21 protein-coding genes are annotated in these 20,602 nt (G+C 70.1%); 6 read left to right on the top strand and 15 right to left on the bottom strand.

Features of this window, described 5'->3' with window-relative positions; all coding sequences use genetic code 11:
- Positions 1-144: 144 nt before the first annotated feature.
- The 7 genes from AC3AOF_RS16880 to AC3AOF_RS16850 form a co-directional block, all read right to left on the bottom strand.
- Entirely contained in the window at positions 145-879 is a 735-nt protein-coding gene (locus AC3AOF_RS16880) for an urease accessory protein UreF (protein ID WP_488349005.1), read from the bottom strand.
- Positions 824-1,339 carry an urease accessory protein UreE gene (locus tag AC3AOF_RS16875; RefSeq protein WP_488345956.1) on the bottom strand — a complete coding sequence of 172 codons (516 nt, stop codon included), beginning with the start codon at positions 1,337-1,339 and terminating at the stop codon, positions 824-826. The genes AC3AOF_RS16880 and AC3AOF_RS16875 overlap by 56 nt, the downstream gene beginning before the upstream one ends.
- 27 nt (positions 1,340-1,366) lie before the next feature.
- Positions 1,367-3,094, bottom strand: coding sequence for an urease subunit alpha (ureC, locus tag AC3AOF_RS16870; RefSeq protein WP_488345955.1), 1,728 nt, complete (start codon positions 3,092-3,094; stop codon positions 1,367-1,369).
- A gap of 16 nt (positions 3,095-3,110) precedes the next feature.
- The gene (locus AC3AOF_RS16865) at positions 3,111-3,512 is read right to left on the bottom strand and encodes a type II toxin-antitoxin system VapC family toxin (protein ID WP_488345954.1); all 402 of its coding nucleotides are present in this window, start codon (positions 3,510-3,512) and stop codon (positions 3,111-3,113) included.
- Positions 3,509-3,778, bottom strand: a complete 270-nt coding sequence (locus AC3AOF_RS16860) for an AbrB/MazE/SpoVT family DNA-binding domain-containing protein (protein ID WP_488345953.1) — start codon at positions 3,776-3,778, stop codon at positions 3,509-3,511. The genes AC3AOF_RS16865 and AC3AOF_RS16860 overlap by 4 nt, the downstream gene beginning before the upstream one ends.
- Positions 3,779-3,868: 90 nt before the next feature.
- Positions 3,869-4,489, bottom strand: coding sequence for an urease subunit gamma (locus tag AC3AOF_RS16855; RefSeq protein WP_236989757.1), 621 nt, complete (start codon positions 4,487-4,489; stop codon positions 3,869-3,871).
- Positions 4,490-4,585: 96 nt separating this feature from the next.
- Positions 4,586-5,449: an urease accessory protein UreD gene (locus AC3AOF_RS16850; protein ID WP_236989758.1), complete on the bottom strand. Its 864-nt coding sequence runs from the start codon at positions 5,447-5,449 to the stop codon at positions 4,586-4,588.
- 176 nt (positions 5,450-5,625) lie between these two features.
- Between AC3AOF_RS16850 and AC3AOF_RS16845 the strand changes: the two genes are divergently transcribed.
- Complete coding sequence (locus AC3AOF_RS16845; protein ID WP_236989759.1) at positions 5,626-6,087, top strand: cupin domain-containing protein; 462 nt, start codon at positions 5,626-5,628, stop codon at positions 6,085-6,087.
- A 188-nt stretch (positions 6,088-6,275) separates the two neighbouring features.
- Here the strand turns inward: AC3AOF_RS16845 and AC3AOF_RS16840 are convergent, their stop codons facing one another.
- The 5 genes from AC3AOF_RS16840 to ileS all read right to left on the bottom strand — a co-directional run bounded on the left by AC3AOF_RS16840 (position 6,276) and on the right by ileS (position 13,728).
- A complete protein-coding gene (locus tag AC3AOF_RS16840; RefSeq protein WP_236989760.1) occupies positions 6,276-7,571 on the bottom strand; it encodes a M16 family metallopeptidase in 1,296 nt (431 codons plus the stop codon).
- Positions 7,572-7,653: 82 nt separating this feature from the next.
- Complete coding sequence (locus tag AC3AOF_RS16835; protein WP_488345952.1) at positions 7,654-9,018, bottom strand: M16 family metallopeptidase; 1,365 nt, start codon at positions 9,016-9,018, stop codon at positions 7,654-7,656.
- Positions 9,019-9,440: 422 nt separating this feature from the next.
- Positions 9,441-10,100 carry a hypothetical protein gene (locus AC3AOF_RS16830; protein ID WP_488345951.1) on the bottom strand — a complete coding sequence of 220 codons (660 nt, stop codon included), beginning with the start codon at positions 10,098-10,100 and terminating at the stop codon, positions 9,441-9,443.
- 130 nt (positions 10,101-10,230) lie between these two features.
- Positions 10,231-10,728, bottom strand: coding sequence for a signal peptidase II (gene lspA, locus AC3AOF_RS16825; protein WP_488345950.1), 498 nt, complete (start codon positions 10,726-10,728; stop codon positions 10,231-10,233).
- A 27-nt stretch (positions 10,729-10,755) separates the two neighbouring features.
- Positions 10,756-13,728 carry an isoleucine--tRNA ligase gene (gene ileS, locus AC3AOF_RS16820; protein ID WP_488345949.1) on the bottom strand — a complete coding sequence of 991 codons (2,973 nt, stop codon included), beginning with the start codon at positions 13,726-13,728 and terminating at the stop codon, positions 10,756-10,758.
- 294 nt (positions 13,729-14,022) lie between these two features.
- Between ileS and AC3AOF_RS16815 the strand changes: the two genes are divergently transcribed.
- From AC3AOF_RS16815 to AC3AOF_RS16805, 3 genes are all read left to right on the top strand, one after another.
- Entirely contained in the window at positions 14,023-14,289 is a 267-nt protein-coding gene (locus tag AC3AOF_RS16815; protein ID WP_488349004.1) for a type II toxin-antitoxin system Phd/YefM family antitoxin, read from the top strand.
- Positions 14,290-14,316: 27 nt separating this feature from the next.
- Positions 14,317-14,757: a PIN domain-containing protein gene (locus AC3AOF_RS16810; protein WP_488345948.1), complete on the top strand. Its 441-nt coding sequence runs from the start codon at positions 14,317-14,319 to the stop codon at positions 14,755-14,757.
- Between the two features lie 122 nt (positions 14,758-14,879).
- Entirely contained in the window at positions 14,880-15,119 is a 240-nt protein-coding gene (locus tag AC3AOF_RS16805; protein WP_488345947.1) for a hypothetical protein, read from the top strand.
- 34 nt (positions 15,120-15,153) lie between these two features.
- On the opposite strand, the gene AC3AOF_RS16800 is transcribed toward AC3AOF_RS16805, so the two are convergent.
- Positions 15,154-16,149 (bottom strand): bifunctional riboflavin kinase/FAD synthetase, encoded by a 996-nt coding sequence (locus tag AC3AOF_RS16800; protein ID WP_236989767.1) that lies wholly within the window; start codon positions 16,147-16,149, stop codon positions 15,154-15,156.
- Between the two features lie 328 nt (positions 16,150-16,477).
- Between AC3AOF_RS16800 and AC3AOF_RS16795 the strand changes: the two genes are divergently transcribed.
- On the top strand, positions 16,478-16,861 hold the full coding sequence (locus AC3AOF_RS16795) for a response regulator (RefSeq protein WP_203155475.1): 384 nt from the start codon (positions 16,478-16,480) through the stop codon (positions 16,859-16,861).
- 282 nt (positions 16,862-17,143) lie between these two features.
- The gene (locus tag AC3AOF_RS16790; protein ID WP_236989768.1) at positions 17,144-17,665 is read left to right on the top strand and encodes a protein phosphatase CheZ; all 522 of its coding nucleotides are present in this window, start codon (positions 17,144-17,146) and stop codon (positions 17,663-17,665) included.
- A 169-nt stretch (positions 17,666-17,834) separates the two neighbouring features.
- Here AC3AOF_RS16790 and AC3AOF_RS16785 read toward each other — a convergent pair whose 3' ends face one another.
- Both AC3AOF_RS16785 and ade read right to left on the bottom strand, forming a co-directional pair.
- Entirely contained in the window at positions 17,835-18,740 is a 906-nt protein-coding gene (locus tag AC3AOF_RS16785) for a TIGR01459 family HAD-type hydrolase (protein ID WP_236989769.1), read from the bottom strand.
- Positions 18,741-18,893: 153 nt separating this feature from the next.
- Positions 18,894-20,570, bottom strand: a complete 1,677-nt coding sequence (gene ade, locus AC3AOF_RS16780) for an adenine deaminase (RefSeq protein WP_488345946.1) — start codon at positions 20,568-20,570, stop codon at positions 18,894-18,896.
- Between the last annotated feature and the right edge of the window lie 32 nt (positions 20,571-20,602).

Below are 20,602 nucleotides of genomic sequence, written 5' to 3'. Positions count from 1 at the left end.
AGCGAATCCATCAAGGCTATTGGCAAAGAGGGAGGGTTACACACGCTGAGTAATTCTCGAAAATCGAAAATATGATTGTTTTTAATTAATCGTTATTTTGATCGGTGTGCTGTAGAAAATTCTGCTGCGCGGCAGAATTTGAAACTAAGACCGGAAGATCCGTGTATACTGCGTCTCGTGCCGGAACGAGCCGAGATCGAGCCGTACCGTCGCCGTTCCCGCTTCGTCGAGGGGCAGTTCCTGCACCGCCCGCGCCAGGGAGGCGACCAGCGGCATCAAGGCGGCGACCACCCGCGTTCCGGCGGTCTGGCCGACGGGGGCGAGGCGTAACGACGCCGAGACGAGGTTCTGCAGGAAGGCCGCGAGATAGGCCGCCAGCACCGTAAGGCGGTCGAGCCCGTGGGCGCCTGCGGCGGTGCCGACGGCCACCGGGTAGGCCACAGGACCGTCGAGATGCGGGGCGAGGCCTGCGAGGCGCGGTACGTCCCAGGCGGCGCGGGTCGCGTCGAGGAACGAACGGCCCTGCTGGCTGGTCTCGAGATGCAGCTCTCGCGAGGGGCTGAACGCCAGGGCGAGGTCGTTGACGGCGACCAGAGCCTCGGCATCCCCCGCCGCCGCGGCCCGGTGGGCGTGGGCGGCCAGGATCGCGTCGCTGCGGCCGGCGCCGTGCTCCAGGACGCCGGCGAGCCAGTCCCGCAAGCTCGCCTCGTCGCGCACGTCGCCGGCCTCCACGGCCCATTCGAGGCCGTGCGAATAGGCGTAGGCCCCCACCGGATAGCCAGGCGAGAGCCAGGCGAGCAGCATCAGTGCGTCCGGAACCCGCTCAGCCATGGGAATGGTCGTGATGATGGTGATGCCCGTGGCCGTGGTCGTGCCCATGGTCATGGGTGTGATCATGGGGGTGCCCGCCCGCATAGGCCCCGCCCTCGGGACGGAACGGCCTTTCCACCGGGGTCGCTGTGCCCCCCAACCCCTCGACCATCGCGGCGAGCACGTGGTCGTGGGCGATCCAGAGTGCGTCCGGGCCGATCTCGGCCGGGATGTGCCGGTTGCCGATATGCCAGATCAGCCGCTTGAGGGCGTGATCGGTGGGCGCCCGGATCTCCAGCAGGCGCTCGGGCGCCGCCTCGACCCAGACCAGGCGCCCATCCTCGAGCCGCAGCGCGTCGCCGTCGTCGAGCACGGCCGGCTCGGGCAGGTCGAGCAGGAAGGCGAGGCCGCCGATTCCCCGCATCGCCATGCGGCGGCGGTGGCGGTCGCCGGAATCGAGCACGATGCGGTCGACGATTTCGCCGGGGCCGAGGGCGTCGCGGCGGATGACGCGGGTGGCACGGATCATGGGGGACGCAAACGCCTTTCAGGTCGCTCAGAACAGGAAGTAGCGCTGCGCCATCGGCAGCACCTCGGCGGGCTCGCAGACCAGCAATTCGCCGTCGGCGCGCACGTCGTAGGTCTCGGGGTCGACCTCGATCACCGGGGTGGCGTCGTTGTGGATCATGCTCTTCTTCGAGATGCCGCCGCGCACGTTCTCGACCGCGACCATCTCCTTCATCACCCCGAGCGTGTCGCGAAGCCCCGCCTCGATCGCGGCCCTCGACACGAAGGTGAGCGCGGTCGAGGCCGGCACCCGGCCGAAGGCGCCGAACATCGGGCGGTAAAGCACCGGCTGGGGCGTCGGGATCGAGGCGTTGGGATCGCCCATGGGGGCCGCCGCGATGGCGCCGCCCTTGAGGATCAGGTCCGGCTTCACCCCGAAGAAGACCGGCGACCACAGCACGAGATCGGCGAGCTTGCCGACCTCCACCGAGCCGACATGGCGCGAGATGCCGTGGGCGATGGCCGGGTTGATCGTGTACTTGGCGACGTAGCGCTTCGCGCGGGCATTGTCGTTGCCGGAAGAGTCGCCCGGCAGCGCGCCGCGCTGGCGCTTCATCTTGTCGGCGGTCTGCCAGGTGCGGATGATCACCTCGCCGACCCGGCCCATCGCCTGGCTGTCCGACGACATCATCGAGAGCGCGCCGATGTCGTGCAGGATGTCCTCGGCGGCGATCGTCTCCTTGCGGATCCGGCTCTCGGCGAAGGCGAGGTCTTCCGGGATCGACGGGTCGAGGTGGTGGCACACCATCAGCATGTCGAGATGCTCGTCGATGGTGTTGCGGGTGAACGGCCGCGTCGGGTTGGTGGAGGAGGGCAGCACGTTCGGCAGCCCCGCCACCTTGATGATGTCCGGCGCGTGGCCGCCGCCGGCGCCCTCGGTATGGAAGGCGTGGATGGTACGGCCCTTGAAGGCCGCGATCGTGTCCTCGACAAAGCCCGATTCGTTGAGCGTGTCGGTGTGGATCATCACCTGGATGTCGTGGGCATCGGCCACCGACAGGCAGCAATCGATCGCAGCCGGCGTCGTGCCCCAATCCTCGTGCAGCTTCAGCGCGCAGGCGCCGGCCCGGATCATCTCGACCAAACTGTCGGGCTTCGAGGCGTTGCCCTTGCCGGCAAACGCCAGGTTCATCGGGAAGGCGTCCGCCGCCTCGATCATCCGGGCGATGTGCCAGGGACCGGGCGTGCAGGTGGTGGCGAAGGTGCCGTGGGCCGGGCCCGTGCCGCCGCCGAGCATCGTGGTGATGCCGGAATTCAGCGCCTCGTCGATCTGCTGCGGGCAGATGAAGTGGATGTGGCTGTCGAACCCGCCGGCGGTGAGGATCTTGCCCTCGCCGGCGATGACCTCGGTGCCCGGCCCGACCACGATGGTGACGCCATCCTGGATGTCCGGGTTGCCGGCCTTGCCGAGCGCCGCGATGCGCCCGCCCTTCAGCCCGACATCGCATTTCACGACGCCCCAATGGTCCAGCACCACCGCGTTGGTGATGACGGTGTCCACGGCGCCGCCGGCATTGCTCGCCTGGCTCTGCCCCATCCCGTCGCGGATCACCTTGCCACCGCCGAACTTCACCTCCTCGCCGTAGTGGGTGTGGTCCTGCTCGACCTCGATGACGAGGGAGGTGTCGGCGAGGCGGATGCGGTCGCCCTTGGTCGGCCCGAACATCGCCGCGTAGGCGGCGCGGGGGAGGCTGGCGGGCTTGGGGGTGTTGGACATGGGCAGAGCGGTCCGGTCAGGCGGGCATCGGCGAGAAGGTCGGATCCTTCGCTGCGGCGGCATCGAAGGTGAAGGTCGTGCGCAGGCCATGCTCTCGATTGAGGTGGCCGATCAGATAGTCCTGAAAACCCGCCTTGCCGGTGCGCCATGTCTCGACAGCCGCAGCGACAGCCGACCTTTCGGCAAGGACGATGGAGCGAGAGGACAGCAATGCATCAAGCATGACGATCACGTCGGCTTTTCCGATTTCATCCCGGCGCAGCATCGTCCAGACAAATTCGATCAGAACAATCGGATTGACGAAGGCCGGCTCCGTCAATCGATCGTCATTCTCAAGCAGAGCCGCGGCGCGTGGAGATTGGCCTGCGTGGTCGTCGAGCACGTAGCGAAGCAGGACGTTCGTATCGATGCCGATCATTGGTCCGACTTCGAGCGCTCATCCTCGGCCAGAAGGTAATCACCGATCGGATCGTCGCTGGGCGAACGGGGACCGGCATTGGCGCGGGCACGACGGGCGATGCCACGCAGGCTGTACAGAGAATCCTGCTTCGCCAGTGTCACACGTCCGTCGTCGTCCACGATGAGAGACAGTTGCTCACCCGGCGACACGCCGAGTGCATCGCAGGCTTTGGACGGCAGGGTCACCTGCCCGTCAGGCGTGAGCGTGAGCGCGAAATGCTGCATGATGCTCCCCCGTCGATCTGCGGTGCGTCGAATGGGTACTTCCAGGAAAACGTAATCAGGCGAGAGAGCGGGCGCTAGGGTCGAGCTCGCTCACAAAGCCCCCATCACGTCGCCCCGGAACCCGTACACCGCGCGCCCGCCGCCCATCGGGATCAGCACCACCTCCCGGGTCGAACCGGGCTCGAAGCGCACGGCGGTGCCCGGGGCGATGTCGAGGCGCTGGCCGCGGGCCTTGTCGCGGTCGAAGCGGAGCGCCGGGTTGACCTCGAAGAAGTGGTAATGCGAGCCGACCTGGATCGGCCGGTCGCCGGTATTGGCGACCTCCATCACCATGCGGGGCGCACCCTCGTTGAACACGATCTCGCCGTCGGGCGTCGTCACCTCGCCGGGCACGTCGCTGGCGGGGGTGCCGCGGATCGGGTGGTGGACGGTGACGAGCTTGGTGCCGTCCGGGAAGGTGGCCTCGACCTGGATGTCGTGGATCATCTCCGGCACGCCCTCCATCACCTGGTCGGCGGTGAGAACTTGCGCGCCGAGCTGCATCAGCTGGGCCACGGTGCGGCCGTCGCGGGCGCCCTCGACCACGAAATCGGTGATCAGCGCTACCGCTTCGGGGTGGTTGAGCTTCACGCCCCGGGACAGGCGATTGCGGGCCACCATGGCCGCCATGGCGACGAGGAGCTTGTCCTTCTCGCGGGGGGTCAGCAGCATGGGCGCATCCTCCGGATCGATGTAGCCTCTCTCCATCGCCGAGGCTTGGGCGCGAGGCAAGATCGTGCTGACGGAGGCAAGAACCGAGCCGGTCTCTCAGGTCTGCCACACCCGCGGCAGCGGCCGGCCGCGAAACCCTTCGAGGATCCGCGAGGCCACGAGGCGCAACGGGCCGATCTCCGGCCCGAGCAGGCGTAAGCTCAGCATCCCGTTCCAGGCGCTCGCCCCGGCCTCGACCGACAGGGCCTCGCAGCCCGAGGCGGCGATCAGGTCGCGGGCCTGATCCAGGCGGCTCTCCGCGTCCGGGGCAAGGTGGAGCAGGGTCGCCATGGCGCGAGCGCCGCCGGCCACCGCGCGCTTCGCAAGCCTCTCGGAGATGTCGGCCTCGAGCCGGAACGTGTCGGCGTAGACGAGGCGCCCGGCGCGGCGCAGGCGCCAGGAATCGGCGAGGGCGCCGTCCCGCATCACCTCGCCCTTCGCGGCGCGGCCGAAGACCAGGGCCTCGAACAGGGTGAGGCGGGCATCCGGGGCGATCTCGGCGGAGAAGCTGCGGGCGAGCCGCGCGCCGTCGAACAGGATCGTCTCCTGCGGCAGCCAGGCCAGGGCGGCCTCGGCCTCGAGGGTGAGCGCCACGTCGAGCCGCGTCACCGGCCCGTCCGAGCGGTAGATTTTTTCCGCCGCCGTGGTGGTGAGGACGAGGTCCGTTCCCGGACCGAGCCGTGCCTCGACCGTGAACCGGTCGCCGCAGGCGATGCCGCCGGCGCTGTTGAGCAGCACCGCTTCCATGGGCCCAATCCTGCCGCGTCCATGTTCGGGCCGCGGCAGGCGCAGGCGCAACGGGCCGGATTCGGCGAGGTCGGCGGTCCGCGTGGCGCCGCCCGGCATCCGTGCCACGCTGAGCGCGACGTGCCCGATCGAGCGCTGGCGGCGGAGGGCGTCGGGAAGGGGGGATTGCTGCATCGAAGGCCCGGAGGCGGGCGCGGACGGCCCTCTGTCGCCCCGCTTAGACCGCGTCGGCCGCCCGTCAGGCAAGCCCCCAAGGCGAGGCGCCGGTCATCGGGCGATGCCGGCCGATGCCCCGCGCCGAATGTCTCGAATCCGCTTAAACTCGCCTTCGCTCACGTGGAGGACGCGCCATGTCGCCTGACATCATGTCATCTGATGCCCTCTTGTCGGAGGGCGCCTGCCGGGTCGTGCGCCCGGGCTCGACAATCGTCGGCAAGCAGGCGCTGACCTACGCGCCGGCAGTCTCGGCCGAATCGGTGGGGTCGAAGGGTCTGCACATGCAGCTCGTCACCCTGCCGCCGGGCGCGCGGGCGAAGGCGCACCTGCACGAGGCGCACGAGACCGCTCTGCACGTGCTCTCGGGCGTCGCCGGCACCTGGTACGGTCCCCGGCTGGAGCATCACCTGTGGAGCCGGGCCGGCGATTTCGTCTACATCCCGGCCGGAGTGCCGCACCTGCCCTACAATGCCAGCCGCACCGAGACCTGCACGGCGGTGATCGCCCGGACCGATCCGAACGAGCAGGAGAGCGTGGTTCTGCTGCCGGAACTCGATGCGCTCCGGCCGCCGGAGGCGGACGTGATGGCGGAGTGAGCGGCGGCACGCGCCTCTCCCACCCTCGACCTCATCCTGAGGTGCCGCACGCAGCGGAGGCCTCGAAGGCGGGCTCCAGAAGTCTGGGTGATCTCTGGAGCCCTCCTTCGAGGTCAGCCGATCCTCGATCGTCCAACACCTCAGGATGAGGTCGAGGGTGGGAGCGAAGGTCGAGATACCGCTCCTTCTCACATCGCCGTCGGCCGCCCCGCCGCCACCACCAGCAGCTTCCCATCCCCCAGCGTCCGGGCCGCGGCGCGGCGGATGTCGGCCTGCGTCACCGCGCCGATCAGGCCGTTGCGGCGGGCGATGTAGTCGATGCCCAGACCCTCGAAGGCGATCTGCACCAGCTGGTGGGCGATCTTGGTCGAGGTATCGAAGCCGAGCGCGTAGGAGCCGGTGAGGTAATCCTTGGCCTTCTGCAACTCGTCGTCGTCGGGGCCGTCGCTGGTCAGGCGGGCGATCTCGTCGGCGATCACCGTCAGGCACTCGGCGACGCGCTCGTTCTTGGTCGCGGTGTAGCCCCAGGTCATCGAGGCGGCGCGGTGGCTCACCAGCGAGGTGCCGACCGAGTAGGCGAGGCCGCGCTTCTCGCGCACTTCCTGAAACAGCCGCGAGGTGAAGGCGCCGCCGCCCAGGATGTGGTTGAGCACGTAGGCCGGGATGAAGTCGGGGTCGCGCCACGGCACGCCGTCGGTGCCGAAGCGCAGGACCGATTGCGGCACGTCGAGATCGACGACGAGGCGACGGCCCAAGCCCGTGATCCGGGTCGTCGGCACCACGGTCAGTTCGCCGCCCTCCGGCAGGGCACCGAAGGCGGCGTCGAGTGCGTGCAGCAGCACCTCCTCGCCGATGGCGCCGACCGCCGCGACCTTGACCCGGCCGCGGGCGAGGAGCCGGCGGTGCATCGCCACGAGGTCGTCGCGGGTGATCGACGACACGCTCTCGATCGTGCCGGACGAGGGCCGGCCGTAAGGGTGCCCCGGATAGGCTTCGGCGAAGAAGCGGCGCGAGGCCATCACGCCGGGGTCGTTCTGCTGGTAGCGCAGTCCCGCCAGCATCTGCGCCCGCACCCGCTCGATCGCCGCGGGGTCGAAGCGGGGCTGGGCGAGCGCCAGGGCGAGCAGCTCGATCGCCTCGTCGGCGTGCTTGACCAGCATCTTGAGCGAGCCGCCGATGGCGTCCGGCCCGGCATGGAAGCTCAGCTCGATGGCGCGGGCGGCGAGCCGCTCCTGGAAGGCGTCGGAATCGTGCGGGCCGGCGCCCTCGTCGAGGAGGCGGGCCAGCATCTGGGCGGTGCCGGCCTTGCCTTCGGGGTCCTGCGCGGCGCCGCCCTCGAAGGTGAAGGCCAGCGCGATCAGCGGGACGACCGGCGACGGCACGTGCCAGGCCTCGATGCCGCGGGCCGAGAGGACGGGGCGCGCCAGGGTCGGCGAGGAGGACGAGGCGGCGGCAGTGCGGGAGACGGCGTCGGCCGGGGTCATGAGGACCTCTTGTTGTGTCTTAAGGCGATCAAAGAACCGCCCGGGGATGCGACGGCCCCGGGCGGTGTCCTGGCGGATGAGGTCAGGCGGCCGCCGCGGCTGCCGGGCCCTTGATCAGGTAGCCGGTGACCGAGCGGGCCGGCACCAGGTAGCGCTCGGCCACCGCCGCGAGGCGCGAGGCCTGGACCGACTCGATCTCGGAAGGCCAGCGCCGCACCTCCTCGATGCTCTCGCCGATGGCGAGCGCGGAGCCGAAGATGCGGGCGAGCGACGACTGGCTGTCGGAGGAATAGACCGTCTCGGCGACCAGCCGGGTCTTCGCCCGCTCGATCGCGGTGGCGGACAGGGCCTCGGAGGGGGCGCGGGCGAGCGCCCGGTCGAGGGCTTCTTCGAGCTTTTCCAGGCTCACGCCCTCCGCCGGCACGGCGTAGACCGAGAAGCGGGTGTCGTCGATCGCCGAGCCCATGTACCAGGCGCCGGCATTCACCGCGACGCCCTGCTCCAGCACCAGGCTGCGGTAGAGGTAGGAGGTCGGCCCGCCGCCCAGCACCTCGGCCAGCAGTTCGAGCGCGTGGCTCTCGCCGTCGCGGGCGGTCATGCAGGAGGGGGTGAGGTAGAGCCGCTGCAGGGTCGGCTGCTCGACCTTCGGGTCGGCGACGCTGAGCCGGCGCGCGGCGCGGGGCTCCGGCTCCCGCGGCCGCACCCGCTGCGGCCGGGCGCCGCGCGGCGCCACCACGCCGTAGGTGTCGTCGGCGAGCCGCCGGACCTCGTCGGCGGTGACGTCGCCGGCGACCACCAGGATGGCGTTCTCCGGGGTGTAGAAGCGGCGGTAATAGTCGAGGGCGTGGGTGCGGTTCAGATCCTCGATCTCGTGCATCCAGCCGATGATCGGGATGCCGTAGGGATGATGCACGAAGAGCGAGGCCGCCATCGCCTCGGAGAGCTGCGCCGCCGGGTCGGTCTCGACCCGCATGCGGCGCTCCTCCAGCACCACGTCGCGCTCGGGCGCCACCACGGCGTCGTCGAGGATCAGGCCGGTCATCCGGTCCGCCTCGAAGCTCATCATGGTCTTGAGGTTGTCGCGGGCGACGCGCTGGAAATACGCCGTGTAGTCGAAGGACGTGAAGGCGTTCTCCTGGCCGCCCAAGCTCGACACCGCCTTCGAGAAGGCGCCGACCGGGTGGGTCTCGGTGCCCTTGAACATCAGGTGCTCGAGGAAGTGGGCGATGCCGGACTGGCCGAGCGGATCGTCGGCCGAGCCGTTGCGGTACCAAACCATGTGGGTGACGACCGGCGCGCGGTGGTCGGGCACCACCACCACGTCGAGGCCGTTGTCGAGCACGAAGGACGCCACTTCGGGACCGCCCGCCTCCGCTCGGCCGAAGGGCGCCGCGTCGGTGCGCAGGGTGGCGCTGACGGGGCAGACGAGGCCGGGGGCGGGGCGCATCCTGACTGGGGGCATCCTGATCTACCTTAGCCGGGCGGCCGGACGGGCCACCCGTGTTGGATCGTGAACCGGCTCACTTAAGAGAGGCTTGCGGCTCATGCGAGTCACGGGCCAGCGGGGCGTCCGAGCCGGCCGGCGGGCCGGCCACCGGGGTCGCTGGCCGTTAGAGACCCTGTTCTAGAGCATTTTGTGGCAGGGGGGACCCGAGAACTGCGGAGAAATGCACTCGACGCAGATCGGCCCCGTTATGGCTCAGATTAAGCCTGAACGGATATTCATCCGAAGCTTGGCCCTCGCGCTGCCAGGGCGGTCCTTGCGGCAATCCGGCCCGCAGCCCTGCGGGCCAAGCGGGTCTCGACCAACGAAAACCCCGGGCCGCAGGGCGGCCCGGGGTCGAGGAACTCGCGACGATCTCGGAAACGTTACTGGCGCGAGCGCAGATACACGCCGGGATCGGCCTGCTCGCGGTCGCTGATCATCCCGTTCGGGCCGCGGTCGGTGCGGGCGAGCTTGCCGTTCGGCGGCTTGCGGTAGCCGGTCGGCGGCTCGGTCAGCGAATCGCGGGAGGGCTCGACGTCGGGGAGGTTGGGATCCTCGTCCTTCTTGCCGGCCAGCAACTGCATCGGGTTGAGCCAGAACGACTCCTTGACGTTGTCGCCGGGCTTGTAGGTCGGCTCCGTGGTCACGCTGGCGCCCTCGCGTCGGCCGCCGCGCATCTCCTGGATCGGCAGGGTGGCGTTGTTGTCGCTCATCCGGCCGCCATACCCGCGGGTGATCGGCTTGCGGTCCTCGGCGGCGCGCCGGTCGCGGGCGGCGGTCTCGGGATCGGTCGGCCATTGCGGGTTGGCCTCGCGCACGGCGCGACGGTCGACCGGCGGCGGCAGGGCGGCCTTGTCCATGTGCGGCGGCAGCACCAGGGGCGCGCGCTCGCGATAGGTGATGGTCGGCCGCTCGGGCTCGATCAGGCCGATTGACGACAGGGCGTTCTTCATCGCGACGCCTTCCTGGGCCTGCGCCCCGGAAGACAGGCTGAGCCCGACGGCGACCGTCACCGCGGCGAGTATCGTGCGCTTGTCGAGCATGCTGGCCCCTGCCTGTTCCGCCCCATGATTTACCAGCTTGGGTGGTGGCGGTTTCGGGCGAAGGTATGGCGTGGCCATCGTGAGGCGCAACGCCGGCGACCGGCGTTGCACCCGCGACACACAAGGGGTTTCAGGTCCTCTCGCCGGTTGCCGGGGCGCGGCGGCGCTCCAGCACCAGCCCGTCGTAGAGAAGCCCCACCACCCCGAAGACGATGCCGGCATCCGCCACGTTGAACACGTACCAGGACCAGGCCCCGGCATGGAGGTGGACGAAGTCGAACACCGCCCCGTAGGCGGCCCGGTCGATGGCGTTGCCGATCGCCCCGCCGACGATCATCCCCAGCGAGCCGGCGAGCCAGCGGCTGCCGGCCCGCGCCATCCACACCGAGAGCGCGACCGAGGCCACCAGCGACAGCGCCACCAGCACCCAGCGCCCCACAGCCGAATCCTGCTGGAACAGCCCGTAGGAGACGCCGCGGTTCCACACCACGATCAGCTGCGCGAAGGGCGCGAGCACCACGGGCTCGCGCAGGGGAAGATCGGCGACGAAGAGAAGGCCGAGCTTCGTCGCCTGGTCGAGGACCAGGGTGACGAGCGCGACCAGAAGGCCGAAGGGGAGGGGACGCATGAGTTTTCCTCGCCCGTTCCTCGCCCCTTACTCGGCGGCCTTGGCGTGGAGCGCGTCCCACTCGCGCAGGGCCTGCGCGTCGCGGGGCGTCACGTCCGGATAATCCGGATCGCTGCCGACGCTGCCCAGCACCTTCCACGAGCGGGCGCATTTGCGGCCCTCGGCCAGGGCCGGCACCACCGCGACGCCCTTGACCTCGTCGAGCCGGAAGGCCTCGGCCGGCCCCTCGCCGGCCTCGACCGCGATCCGCGAGGTGATGCAGACCTCGGCGAAGTCGATGCCCTCTAAGCTCGCCAGCAGGTCGGAATCGGCGACGAAGACCTTGGGCGCCGCCTCCAGGCTCGCGCCGATGCGCTTGCCCGCGCGCTCGATCTCGAGCGCCCCGGTCACCACCCGGCGCACCCGGCGGATCTTGGCCCAGCGCTTCGCCAGGGCCTCGTCGCGCCAGGCGGCGGGCGTCTCCGGCAGGGTCTCGGTATGGACCGAACCGGTCTCGGAGGGGGTGCGCGCGAGCCAGGCCTCCTCCGCCGTGAAGGCGAGGACCGGGGCGAGCCAGACCGTGACGCGCTTGAAGACCTCGTCGACTACGGTGAGCGAGGCCCGCCGGGTCTGCGACGAGATCGGATCGCAGTAGAGCGCGTCCTTGCGCACGTCGAAGTAGAACGACGACAGGTCGCCGGTCATGAAGCCGTTGAGCAAGGCCACGACGCGCTTCGTATCGAAGGTACGGAAGGCGTCGCGGATCTCGGTATCCAGCTCGGCCAGCCGGTGCAGGATGAACCGCTCCAGCTCCGGCATCTCTTCCGGGGCGACGCGGTCCTCGGGCCGGTGATGGGCGAGCGTGCCCAGCATCCAGCGCAGCGAGTTGCGCAGCTTGCGGTAGGTCTCCGAGAAGGTCTTGATGATCTCCGGGCCGATGCGCAGGTCGTCGGTATAGTCCGAGGCCGCCACCCACAGGCGCAGGATGTCGGCGCCCGAGCCCTTGATCACGTCCTGCGGCGCGACGACGTTGCCCTTCGACTTCGACATCTTCTCGCCCTTGGGGTCGAGGACGAAGCCGTGGGTCAGCACCACGTCGTAGGGCGCGCGGTCGCGGGTGCCGCAGGATTCGAGCAGCGAGGAATGGAACCAGCCGCGATGCTGGTCCGAGCCTTCGAGATACATCACCGTGTCGTCGCCCCCGTCGCGGCGGCGGCGGATGCCGGCAAGGCCCGGAAACTGCTCGGGGTCGTCGAGCGTGAAGGCGTGGGTCGAGCCGGAATCGAACCACACGTCGAGGACGTCGGTCACCTTCTCGTAGGCGGCCGGGTCGTGCTCGGGGGCGAGGAACCGGGCGCCGTCGGCGTCGGTGAACCAGGCATCCGCCCCCTCCGCCGCGAAGGCGGCGTGGATGCGGGCATTGACCGTCTCATCGCGAAGAATCTCGCCGGTCTCGCGGTGGACGAAGACCGTGATCGGCACGCCCCAGGCGCGCTGGCGCGACACCACCCAGTCCGGGCGGTTGGCGATCATGCCGGTGATGCGGTTCTGGCCCTGCGGCGGCACCCACTGGGTGACGGCGATCTCGCGGAGCGCCACGTCGCGCAAGGTCGCGCCGTTCAGGGTCTCGACCGGCTTGTCGAGGGCGATGAACCATTGCGGCGTGTTGCGGAAGATGACCGGCTTCTTCGAGCGCCAGGAATGGGGATAGCTGTGCTTGAGCGTGCCGCGGCCGACGAGCGTCCCGGCGGCGGTCAGCGCGGCGATCACCGCCTTGTTGGCGTTGCCCTTCTGGCCCTTCTCGTCGAGCACGCGGGTGCCGGTGAGGCCGGGCGCGGCTTGCGTCAGCACGCCGTCGGCATCGACCGTATAGGGGATCGCCGTCTCGATGCCGCGCTCGCGCAAAGCCCGGCCGTTCGCCATCCAGACCTCGAAGTCCTCGCGGCCGTGGCTGGGTGCGGTGTGGACGAAGCCGGTGCCGGCCTCGTCGGTGACGTGCTCGCCCTCCAGCATCGGCACCGCATGGGCATAGCCGTCGTTCCAGCCCGCCAGCGGATGGGCCAGCGTCACGCCGGCAAGGTCTTCCGCCGAAACGTCGCTCAGTCGCTCGTAGGATTCGACCCGCGCTGCCTTGAAGACGTCGCTCGCCAGTTTGTCAGCAACAACGTAACGAACACCAGGTTGAGACCAGTTCTCTTGAGGCGCAGCAACGACACGATACAATCCGTAGGAGACTTTTTTGGAGAAGGCGACGGCCCGGTTGGCGGGGATCGTCCAGGGGGTGGTGGTCCAGATGACGACGCGAGCGCCGAGCAAGTCCGGTACCGTCTTCGACTCGACGACCGGGAAGGCGGCCCAGATCGTGTCGCTGACGTGGTCCTCGTACTCGACCTCGGCCTCGGCGAGCGCGGTCTTCTCGACCACCGACCACATCACCGGCTTCGAGCCGCGATAGAGCTGGCCGGTGGTGGCGAAGGTCATCAGCTCGCGGGCGATCGCGGCCTCGGCCGGATAGGCCATGGTCAGGTAGGGATGGTCCCAGTCGCCGGTGACGCCGAGGCGCTTGAACTCCTCGCGCTGCACCGACAGCCAGTGCTCGGCGAAGGACCGGCACTCGCGCCGGAACTCGACCACCGGCACGTCGTCCTTGTTGCGGCCGGCGGCGCGGTACTGCTCCTCGATCTTCCACTCGATCGGCAGGCCGTGGCAATCCCAGCCCGGGACGTAGTTGGCGTCCTGCCCGAGCGCGCCTTGCGTGCGGACGACGATGTCCTTCAGGATCTTGTTGAGCGCGGTGCCGATATGGATGTGGCCGTTGGCATAGGGCGGGCCGTCGTGCAGCACGAATTTCGGCCGCCCGGCCGCCGCCTCGCGGATGCGGGCATAGAGGTTCGTGCGCGCCCAGCGCTCCAGGATCTCCGGCTCGCGCTGCGGCAGGCCGGCCCGCATCGGGAAGTCGGTGACCGGCAGGAACAGGGTCTCGGAATAGTCGCGCCCGGCGGCGGGTTTAGGCTCGGTCATGGGGGTCAAAGGCTCGTCTGGGGCGCGGGACCCGCAGCCCGTTGAGGGAATCGCAAGCGGCGAAACGGCAGCAACCCGGCCTTCCGCGCGGCCGCGAGCGGCCCTCAGGCGGAAGCCGGGCTCGTAATTCGCCGGATGGCGACGCGGCGCGGGTGCGATTCGGTCATCCGGCGCTTCTAGCAGCGGCGGGCGGGCGGGGGAAGCGGGGTGATGGGGCCCCGGGCGTCCGCAGGCCGCGAGACCTCGCTTGCCGCGGGGCGGAATGCCTTTGTCGATGCCTCCGGCAGCGCCATCATGACCACAATGGTCATGGAGTGCACGACGCAGGAAATTCAGCTGCGCGATGCGAAGGCGACGTTGTCCGCGGTCATCGATCGCGCCCGCCAGGGCGAACCTTCGGTGATCACCCGGCACGGCCGACCCGAGGCCGTCTTGCTGAGCCATGAGGAATGGCAGCGCCTGTCGCAGATTCCTTCCTTCGGTCGGCTGCTCATGTCCGCGCCCCTAGAACCGGGGGATCTGCCCGAGCGTGACGGCGGAGTGCGGGATGTCGAGCTCTGACGCACGTACCTCGTCGATACCAACGTCGTGTCTGCCGGTGCTCCAACCCAGGCGGCGAGCCCATCCGACCTCGCCGCCTGGATGGATCGCAACAGTGCCGACCTGTATCTCTCGGTCATCACCGTCGCCGAGGTCGAGGCCGGCATCGCGAAGAGCCGCGGGCAGGGCGCGCGTCGCAAGGCCGATCGGCTGGCGGAGTGGCTGACGACGCTGCTGCATCTCTACGGCCCACGGATCGTCCCGATCGACCTCGACGTGGCGCGGCCCATCGGCGGCCTGATCGACCTGACGCTGGGGCAGGGCCGCAAGCCCGATCTGGCGGATATCGCCATCGCCGCAACGGCGCGGTGCCACGGTTGGTCGGTGCTGACCCGCAATCTCCGGCATTTCAGCCCGCTGGGTGTGCCGGCAGTCGATCCGTTCGCCGCGCTGCCGTCCGGGTCGCAAGCGCGGATGCTCGACCCTTGATCACCGGCACCGCGTTCATCGTGCCGATCTCCACCCGGTAAACCCCGTGCGAACGAGAAGGCCGGAACGGAGCGCGGCGTCGCGCGGTTGACGGACAGGCTCAGTGAATCCGGAGCTTTGCCATGCGGATCCTGCTTCCCGCCCTCGCCCTCGCCGCGCTCCTCGCCGCCCCGGCCGTCGCCCGCGAGCTGCGCGCGCCGCCGCGGCCGGTGCCGGAGGACATCGACGCCACCGGGTCCGTCACGCCGATCGACCCGCTGCTGATCCCCGACGAGGAGAAGGGCCCGGCGCGGCGGGTGAAGCGCCCGCGCGAGCGGGGCATCGACACCGAGGCGCCGATCCGCGAGTTCATCCCGGAATAGCCCGCGACCTCACCCCCGTTTCACCCCGGCCCGGTCACCCCAGCATCGAGGGCGTGCGGTCCTCGGCCAGCCTCCGCTTAGCCTCGGCGGCGTCGGCGTGCATCTGTACCACCAGGGCCTCGGCGCTGTCGAACCGCGCCTCGCCGCGGAGGAAGCCGACGAATTCGACCGCGATGCGCTCGCCGTAGAGGTCGCCGGAGAAGTCGAACAGATAGGTCTCGAGGAGCGGCGCGCCGTCGTCGAAGGTCGGGCGGCGGCCGTAGCTCGCCACGCCGTCGCAGACGCGGCCATCCGCGAGGCGGGCCCGCACCGCGTAGATGCCGTGGGCGAGCGCGCAGGCATCGAGCGCCACGTTGGCGGTCGGGAAGCCGAGGGTGCGGCCGCGCTTGTCGCCGTGACGCACCTCGCCCTCGACGAACCAGCGGTAGCCCAGCAGATGGTTGGCGGTGGCGATGTCGCCCGCCTCCAGGGCCGCCCGGATCGCACTCGACGAGACCGGGGCCTCGCCCCCGCCCGCGGCCACCGCCGGCACGATCCGGCAGGCGAGGCCGTTCTCGGCGCACAGCGCCTCCAGCATCGCGGGTGTGCCCTCGCGGCCGCGGCCGAAATGGAAATCGTGCCCGATCACCACGCCCGACAGGCCGAGCTCGCCCTTGAGGGTGTCGGCCACGAAGGCGGCGGCCCCGGTGCCGGCAAGCCTCGCGTCGAACCGGCGCACGAAGGCCCCGTCGATGCCCAAGCGGCGCAGCACCGCCAGCTTCTCGCCTTCGCCGGTGAGGCGGAACATCGCCGTATCGGGAGAGAAGAAGGCGCGGGGATGAGGCTCGAAGGTGACGACGGCGCTCGGCCGGCCGAGATCGGCCGCCATCTCGCGCACCGCCGCGATGAGCGCGCGGTGGCCCTGGTGGATGCCGTCGAAATTGCCCAGAGCCGCGACGGCCCCGTTCAGGCCCGCCGGCACCGGCTCGCCGTCGCGATGGACCGGGAAGGGCGACGCGACGGGGCGCGGGGCAGTCTCGTCGCGCGGCATCAACGGTCCTCGGCTGGCGAAGGAGGCAGGGGGCTTGCGAAGGCGGCCGGACCCTGTCGAAATCCGCTCCGTGGGTCAAGCCGCGGGGCCGAAGCCCCGCGCGCGGGAGATCGGGAGAGCCGGCGACCTGCAAGAAGGACAGAGGGGAAGGAGGCGGCTTTCTGCGCGGCGGGGATGGGTCGAGCCGGTCGTCGGCGGGTTAACCCCTTCTCAAGGGGGTGGATTTACAAGCCTAGACCAGAAGCGCCGCCCGGTGCTTCCCCTGATGATCCAAGCGGGGTTCGTCGCGCACGGGGATGCGTCGCGCCCGCGAACGGAGCCGTAAGCCATGGCACTCGACCTCGGCATGCCGATCCTCGTCGTGGATGATTACCAGACGATGGTCCGCATCATCCGCAACTTGCTGAAGCAGCTCGGCTTCGAGGACGTCGACGATGCCTCCGACGGCACCGGCGCCCTGGCGAAGCTGAAGAACAAGAAATACGGTCTCGTCATCTCCGACTGGAACATGGAGCCGATGACCGGGTACGAGCTGCTGCGCCATGTCCGGGCCGACGACGCCCTGCGCACCACGCCGTTCATCATGGTCACCGCCGAGTCGAAGACCGAGAACGTGATCGCGGCGAAGAAGGCCGGCGTGAACAACTACATCGTGAAGCCGTTCAACGCCCAGACGCTGAAGACCAAGATCGAGGCGGTCTGCGGCGCCTGATCTCGCCGGCTCGGTGACGGGGCGGCGCCTTTCGGGCGCGGGAAGCGGGCGGCCAGGTCTGATAAGGCCAGCCGCGCCTCCCGCGCCGGATCGCCGGGCTTCGGCCTCGATGCCGCGTGTCCCGGACTGCAGCAGAAGACCCGCACCCGGAACGCCCGGTCCCGGGAGATCCGATTCGAGAACAACCCACGCGCGGGGAGGGATCACGTGCTCAGGCAGATGACGGCGGGGCCGCGATCCGCCCTCAACCGACTGCTGGGAGGCCAGGAGCCCGTGGCTCGCGTGACCAAGGCCGAACCGGCGGACAGGGCGATCCCCGTGAGCGAGCTGCTCGAGATCGCCGACTACATCACCAAGCTCAAGCGGGGCATCGCTGCTTTGCGGGCCCAGGAACTGACCCGCGACCGCATCCCGATGGCGCATGACGAGCTCGGCAGCGTCGTCGCCGCCACCGCGAGCGCCACCAACCGGATCATGGAATCGGCCGAGGCGATGATGGCCATCGAGGCCAAGACCCTCCCGGAGTACCGCCGCCAGGTCGAGGCGCATATCGGCGACATCTTCGAGGCCTGCACGTTCCAGGACATTACCGGCCAGCGCATCTCCAAGGTGGTGGAGGCCTTGGGGCAACTCGAGAAGCGCCTCTCGCAATTCTCCACCGTGGTGAACGTGCGCGACGGCGAGGCCGAGCACGACCCGGAGGAAGCCCGCCGCAAGGCCCGTGCCGAGAAGCTCCTGCTCAACGGCCCGCAGCTCAAGGGGCCGGCGACCCCGCAGGACGCGATCGACGCCCTGTTCTCCTGACATCCCGTCCTTCAGGACGGGCGAAACCGGGATGCGGCCCAAGCGGTCGGCGCGTTGGCAGGCCAACGCGCCGACCGCTTGGATCGTTGTTTTGTCGCAGATTTTTTTGCAAAACCGGTGCCCGCTTTTGCGAAATCCGCTTGGGCCGCGCCTCGGTCCTTCGCCGTCGCTACCAGCGCAGCAGGTCGATCACGCCGTCCGGGTGCACGGCCTGCGCCTCGAGCCAATGGGCGATGTCGCCGATCGGCGCGCCCGCCGCGACGCCGAGTTCCTCGGCGTGGATGCCGCGCGCCACCAGCAGCGAGGCGATGCCGAAGGCCCGCGCGCCGGCGATGTCGGTGCGGATCGCGTCGCCGACGGCAAGCACCCGGTCGCGGGGGAGGGGAGCGCCGTCGTCGAGGCTTTGCGCCGTCGCCAATGCCGCCTCGTAGACCGGGACGTGCGGCTTGCCGGCATAGACCACCGCACCGCCCATCTCCTCGTAGAGCGCCGCGACGGCGCCCGCGCAGGGGATCAGCCGGTCGCCGCGCTCGACCACGAGGTCGGGATTGGCGCAGATCAGGGTCACGCCGCGGGCGGCCCAGGGTTCGAGCACGCCGCGGTAATCCGCCGCCGTCTCGACCTCGTCGTCGAGGAGGCCGGTGACGACGACGTGGGCGGCCTCGTTCGGCCCGCCGCGGGCGAGGTCGAGGCCGTCGAAGATCGGCAGGTCGCGGTCGGGCCCGAGATGATGCATCGGTGCCGAGGCCCGCTCCGCCATCAGCCGGCGGGTGAGGTCGCCCGAGGTGACGATGGCGTCGTAGGCGGTGCGCGGCACGCCGAACGCGTCGAGCATCCCCTGCACGGACTGCCCCGGCCGCGGCGCGTTCGAGAGCAGTACCACCCGGCGGGGCCGCGCACCCGGCAGGGCGCGGAAGCGCGTCAGCGCCTCGCTCGCGCCGCGATGGGCATGGACGCCGTCGTGCAGCACGCCCCAGACGTCGCACAGGATCAGGTCGAAGCCGGATGCGACGTCGGCGATCCCGTCCAGGATCGCCACCTCGCCCGGATGCGTTGCGCGGATCATCTCGGCCATGCCTGCCCCCTGCCCGCCTCTCCCTTGCTGCATCGCAGCGGGAGGTCCGTTCGGGCTTAAAGGCGCTGCGTCCCGAACGCAACGTCTTCCGTGAAATCGATTACACCCTGCTCGAGCCTCTGCCCGTGGAATGGTTTCCGAACAGGACGGCGTTCACAGGATCATCATCCGGTCGACGTCGACGAGGCCGCGATCGGTGATCTTCAGGTGCGGGATCACCGGCAGCGGCAGGAAGGCGACCTGCAGGAACGGCTCGGGCAGGGTGCAGCCGAGCCGCCGGGCCGCCTCGCGCAGGGGCGGCAGCGCGTCGCGCACCGCCTCGAAGGTCCAGTCGCTCATCAGGCCGGCGATCGGCAGCGCCAATTCGGCCAGGATGCCGCTCTCGTCCGCGACCACGAAGCCGCCCTGCAGGCCGATCAGCCGATCGACCGCCCGCGCCATCGCGGCCGCGTCGGCGCCGACGACGCAGAGATTGTGGCTGTCATGCCCGACCGAGGAGGCGATGGCGCCGCGCGCGAGCCCGAAGCCCTGCACCAGGCCGCGGCCGATGCTGCGCGTGCCGTGGCGCGCCACCACCGCCACCATCGCCACGTCCTGCTCCAAGTCCGGCACGCCGGACAGCGTCAGGCGCCGGTGCTCGGTGATGATCCGGCCCGGGACCACGCCGATCACCGAGGTCTCGCCCATGGGCACCGGCACGGCGAGGTCGGCGGCGGCCACCGGCTCGGCCCGCACGCTGTCGCGGCCGGGCGGCGGCGTGACGGTGCGGGTGGAAAACAGGGCCTCGTCGACGAGGCGCCCGGCCGCGATCACGGCCGAGACCGCGCAGGCCTCCAGGTCGTCGAGGAGGACGATGTCGGCCCGCTTGCCCGGCGCGATCATGCCGCGGTCGGTGAGCCCGAAGGCGCTCGCCGCGCTGAGCGAGGCGGCCCGGTAGGCGGCGAGCGGCGGCACGCCGAGCCGAATCGCGGTGCGGATCAGATGGTCGAGATGGCCTTCCTCGGCGATGTCGAGGGGATTGCGGTCGTCGGTGCAGAAGGCGAGGAACGGCGCCGTCCGCTCGGTGAGGAGAGGGCCGAGCGCGTGCAGGTCCTTCGAGACCGAGCCCTCGCGGATCAGCACCGTCATGCCCTTGCGGATCTTCTCCAGCGCCTCCTCGGCGGTCGTCGCCTCGTGGTCGGTGCGGATGCCGGCGGCGGCATAGGCGTTGAGCGCACGGCCCGACAGGAGCGGTGCGTGGCCGTCGACATGGCGGCCGGCGAAGGCCGCGAGCTTCGCCAGGCATCCGGGGTCGGCCGCGACCACGCCGGGGAAGTTCATGAACTCGGCCAGCCCCAGCGACCGGGGATGGTCGCGATAGGCCGCGAGGTCGGCGGCCTCGATCCGCGCGCCGGAGGTCTCGAGGTCGGTCGCCGGCACGCAGGAGGAGAGCTGGACCCGGATGTCCATGATCGTCTCGCCCGAGGCCGCGAGCGCATAGTCGAAGGCGGCCTTGCCGAGCACGTTGGCGAGTTCGTGCGGGTCCCAGATCGCCGTCGTGACCCCGTGCGGCAGCACGCAGCGGTCGAATTCATGCGGGGTGATGAGCGAGGATTCGATGTGGAGATGGGTGTCGATGAAGCCCGGGACGGCGATGCGCCCCTTGGCCTCGATCACCCGCGCGCCCTCGTAGCGGCCGTAGGTCCCTACCACCGTATCGCCGCAGACCGCGATGTCGGTCTCCACCAGATCGCCGGTGACGAGGTCGAGGAGGCGGGCGCCGCGGATCACCAGATCGGCGGGCTCGCGGCCCGCGCCTTGGGCGATCCGGCGGGCGATGGGGTCCGACATCGGGGGCCTTGTCTGCTGCGAGGGTCCCCGAT

The organism is Methylobacterium sp. 142-1Y (assembly GCF_057747795.1).
Note: the sequence above shows the minus strand (reverse complement) of the source record. Positions and strands in the feature narration are given on the sequence as shown.

Bases quoted from the DNA above. Each gene is read 5' to 3' on its own strand.
- AC3AOF_RS16880 (WP_488349005.1), bottom strand. From the start codon at position 879: ATGGGCACGACCACGGCCACGGGCATCACCATCATCACGACCATTCCC.
- AC3AOF_RS16875 (WP_488345956.1), bottom strand. From the start codon at position 1,339: ATGATCCGTGCCACCCGCGTCATCCGCCGCGACGCCCTCGGCCCCGGC.
- ureC (WP_488345955.1), bottom strand. From the start codon at position 3,094: ATGTCCAACACCCCCAAGCCCGCCAGCCTCCCCCGCGCCGCCTACGCG.
- AC3AOF_RS16865 (WP_488345954.1), bottom strand. From the start codon at position 3,512: ATGATCGGCATCGATACGAACGTCCTGCTTCGCTACGTGCTCGACGAC.
- AC3AOF_RS16860 (WP_488345953.1), bottom strand. From the start codon at position 3,778: ATGCAGCATTTCGCGCTCACGCTCACGCCTGACGGGCAGGTGACCCTG.
- AC3AOF_RS16855 (WP_236989757.1), bottom strand. From the start codon at position 4,489: ATGCTGCTGACCCCCCGCGAGAAGGACAAGCTCCTCGTCGCCATGGCG.
- AC3AOF_RS16850 (WP_236989758.1), bottom strand. From the start codon at position 5,449: ATGCAGCAATCCCCCCTTCCCGACGCCCTCCGCCGCCAGCGCTCGATC.
- AC3AOF_RS16845 (WP_236989759.1), top strand. From the start codon at position 5,626: ATGTCGCCTGACATCATGTCATCTGATGCCCTCTTGTCGGAGGGCGCC.
- AC3AOF_RS16840 (WP_236989760.1), bottom strand. From the start codon at position 7,571: ATGACCCCGGCCGACGCCGTCTCCCGCACTGCCGCCGCCTCGTCCTCC.
- AC3AOF_RS16835 (WP_488345952.1), bottom strand. From the start codon at position 9,018: ATGCGCCCCGCCCCCGGCCTCGTCTGCCCCGTCAGCGCCACCCTGCGC.
- AC3AOF_RS16830 (WP_488345951.1), bottom strand. From the start codon at position 10,100: ATGCTCGACAAGCGCACGATACTCGCCGCGGTGACGGTCGCCGTCGGG.
- lspA (WP_488345950.1), bottom strand. From the start codon at position 10,728: ATGCGTCCCCTCCCCTTCGGCCTTCTGGTCGCGCTCGTCACCCTGGTC.
- ileS (WP_488345949.1), bottom strand. From the start codon at position 13,728: ATGACCGAGCCTAAACCCGCCGCCGGGCGCGACTATTCCGAGACCCTG.
- AC3AOF_RS16815 (WP_488349004.1), top strand. From the start codon at position 14,023: ATGACCACAATGGTCATGGAGTGCACGACGCAGGAAATTCAGCTGCGC.
- AC3AOF_RS16805 (WP_488345947.1), top strand. From the start codon at position 14,880: ATGCGGATCCTGCTTCCCGCCCTCGCCCTCGCCGCGCTCCTCGCCGCC.
- AC3AOF_RS16800 (WP_236989767.1), bottom strand. From the start codon at position 16,149: ATGCCGCGCGACGAGACTGCCCCGCGCCCCGTCGCGTCGCCCTTCCCG.
- AC3AOF_RS16795 (WP_203155475.1), top strand. From the start codon at position 16,478: ATGGCACTCGACCTCGGCATGCCGATCCTCGTCGTGGATGATTACCAG.
- AC3AOF_RS16785 (WP_236989769.1), bottom strand. From the start codon at position 18,740: ATGGCCGAGATGATCCGCGCAACGCATCCGGGCGAGGTGGCGATCCTG.
- ade (WP_488345946.1), bottom strand. From the start codon at position 20,570: ATGTCGGACCCCATCGCCCGCCGGATCGCCCAAGGCGCGGGCCGCGAG.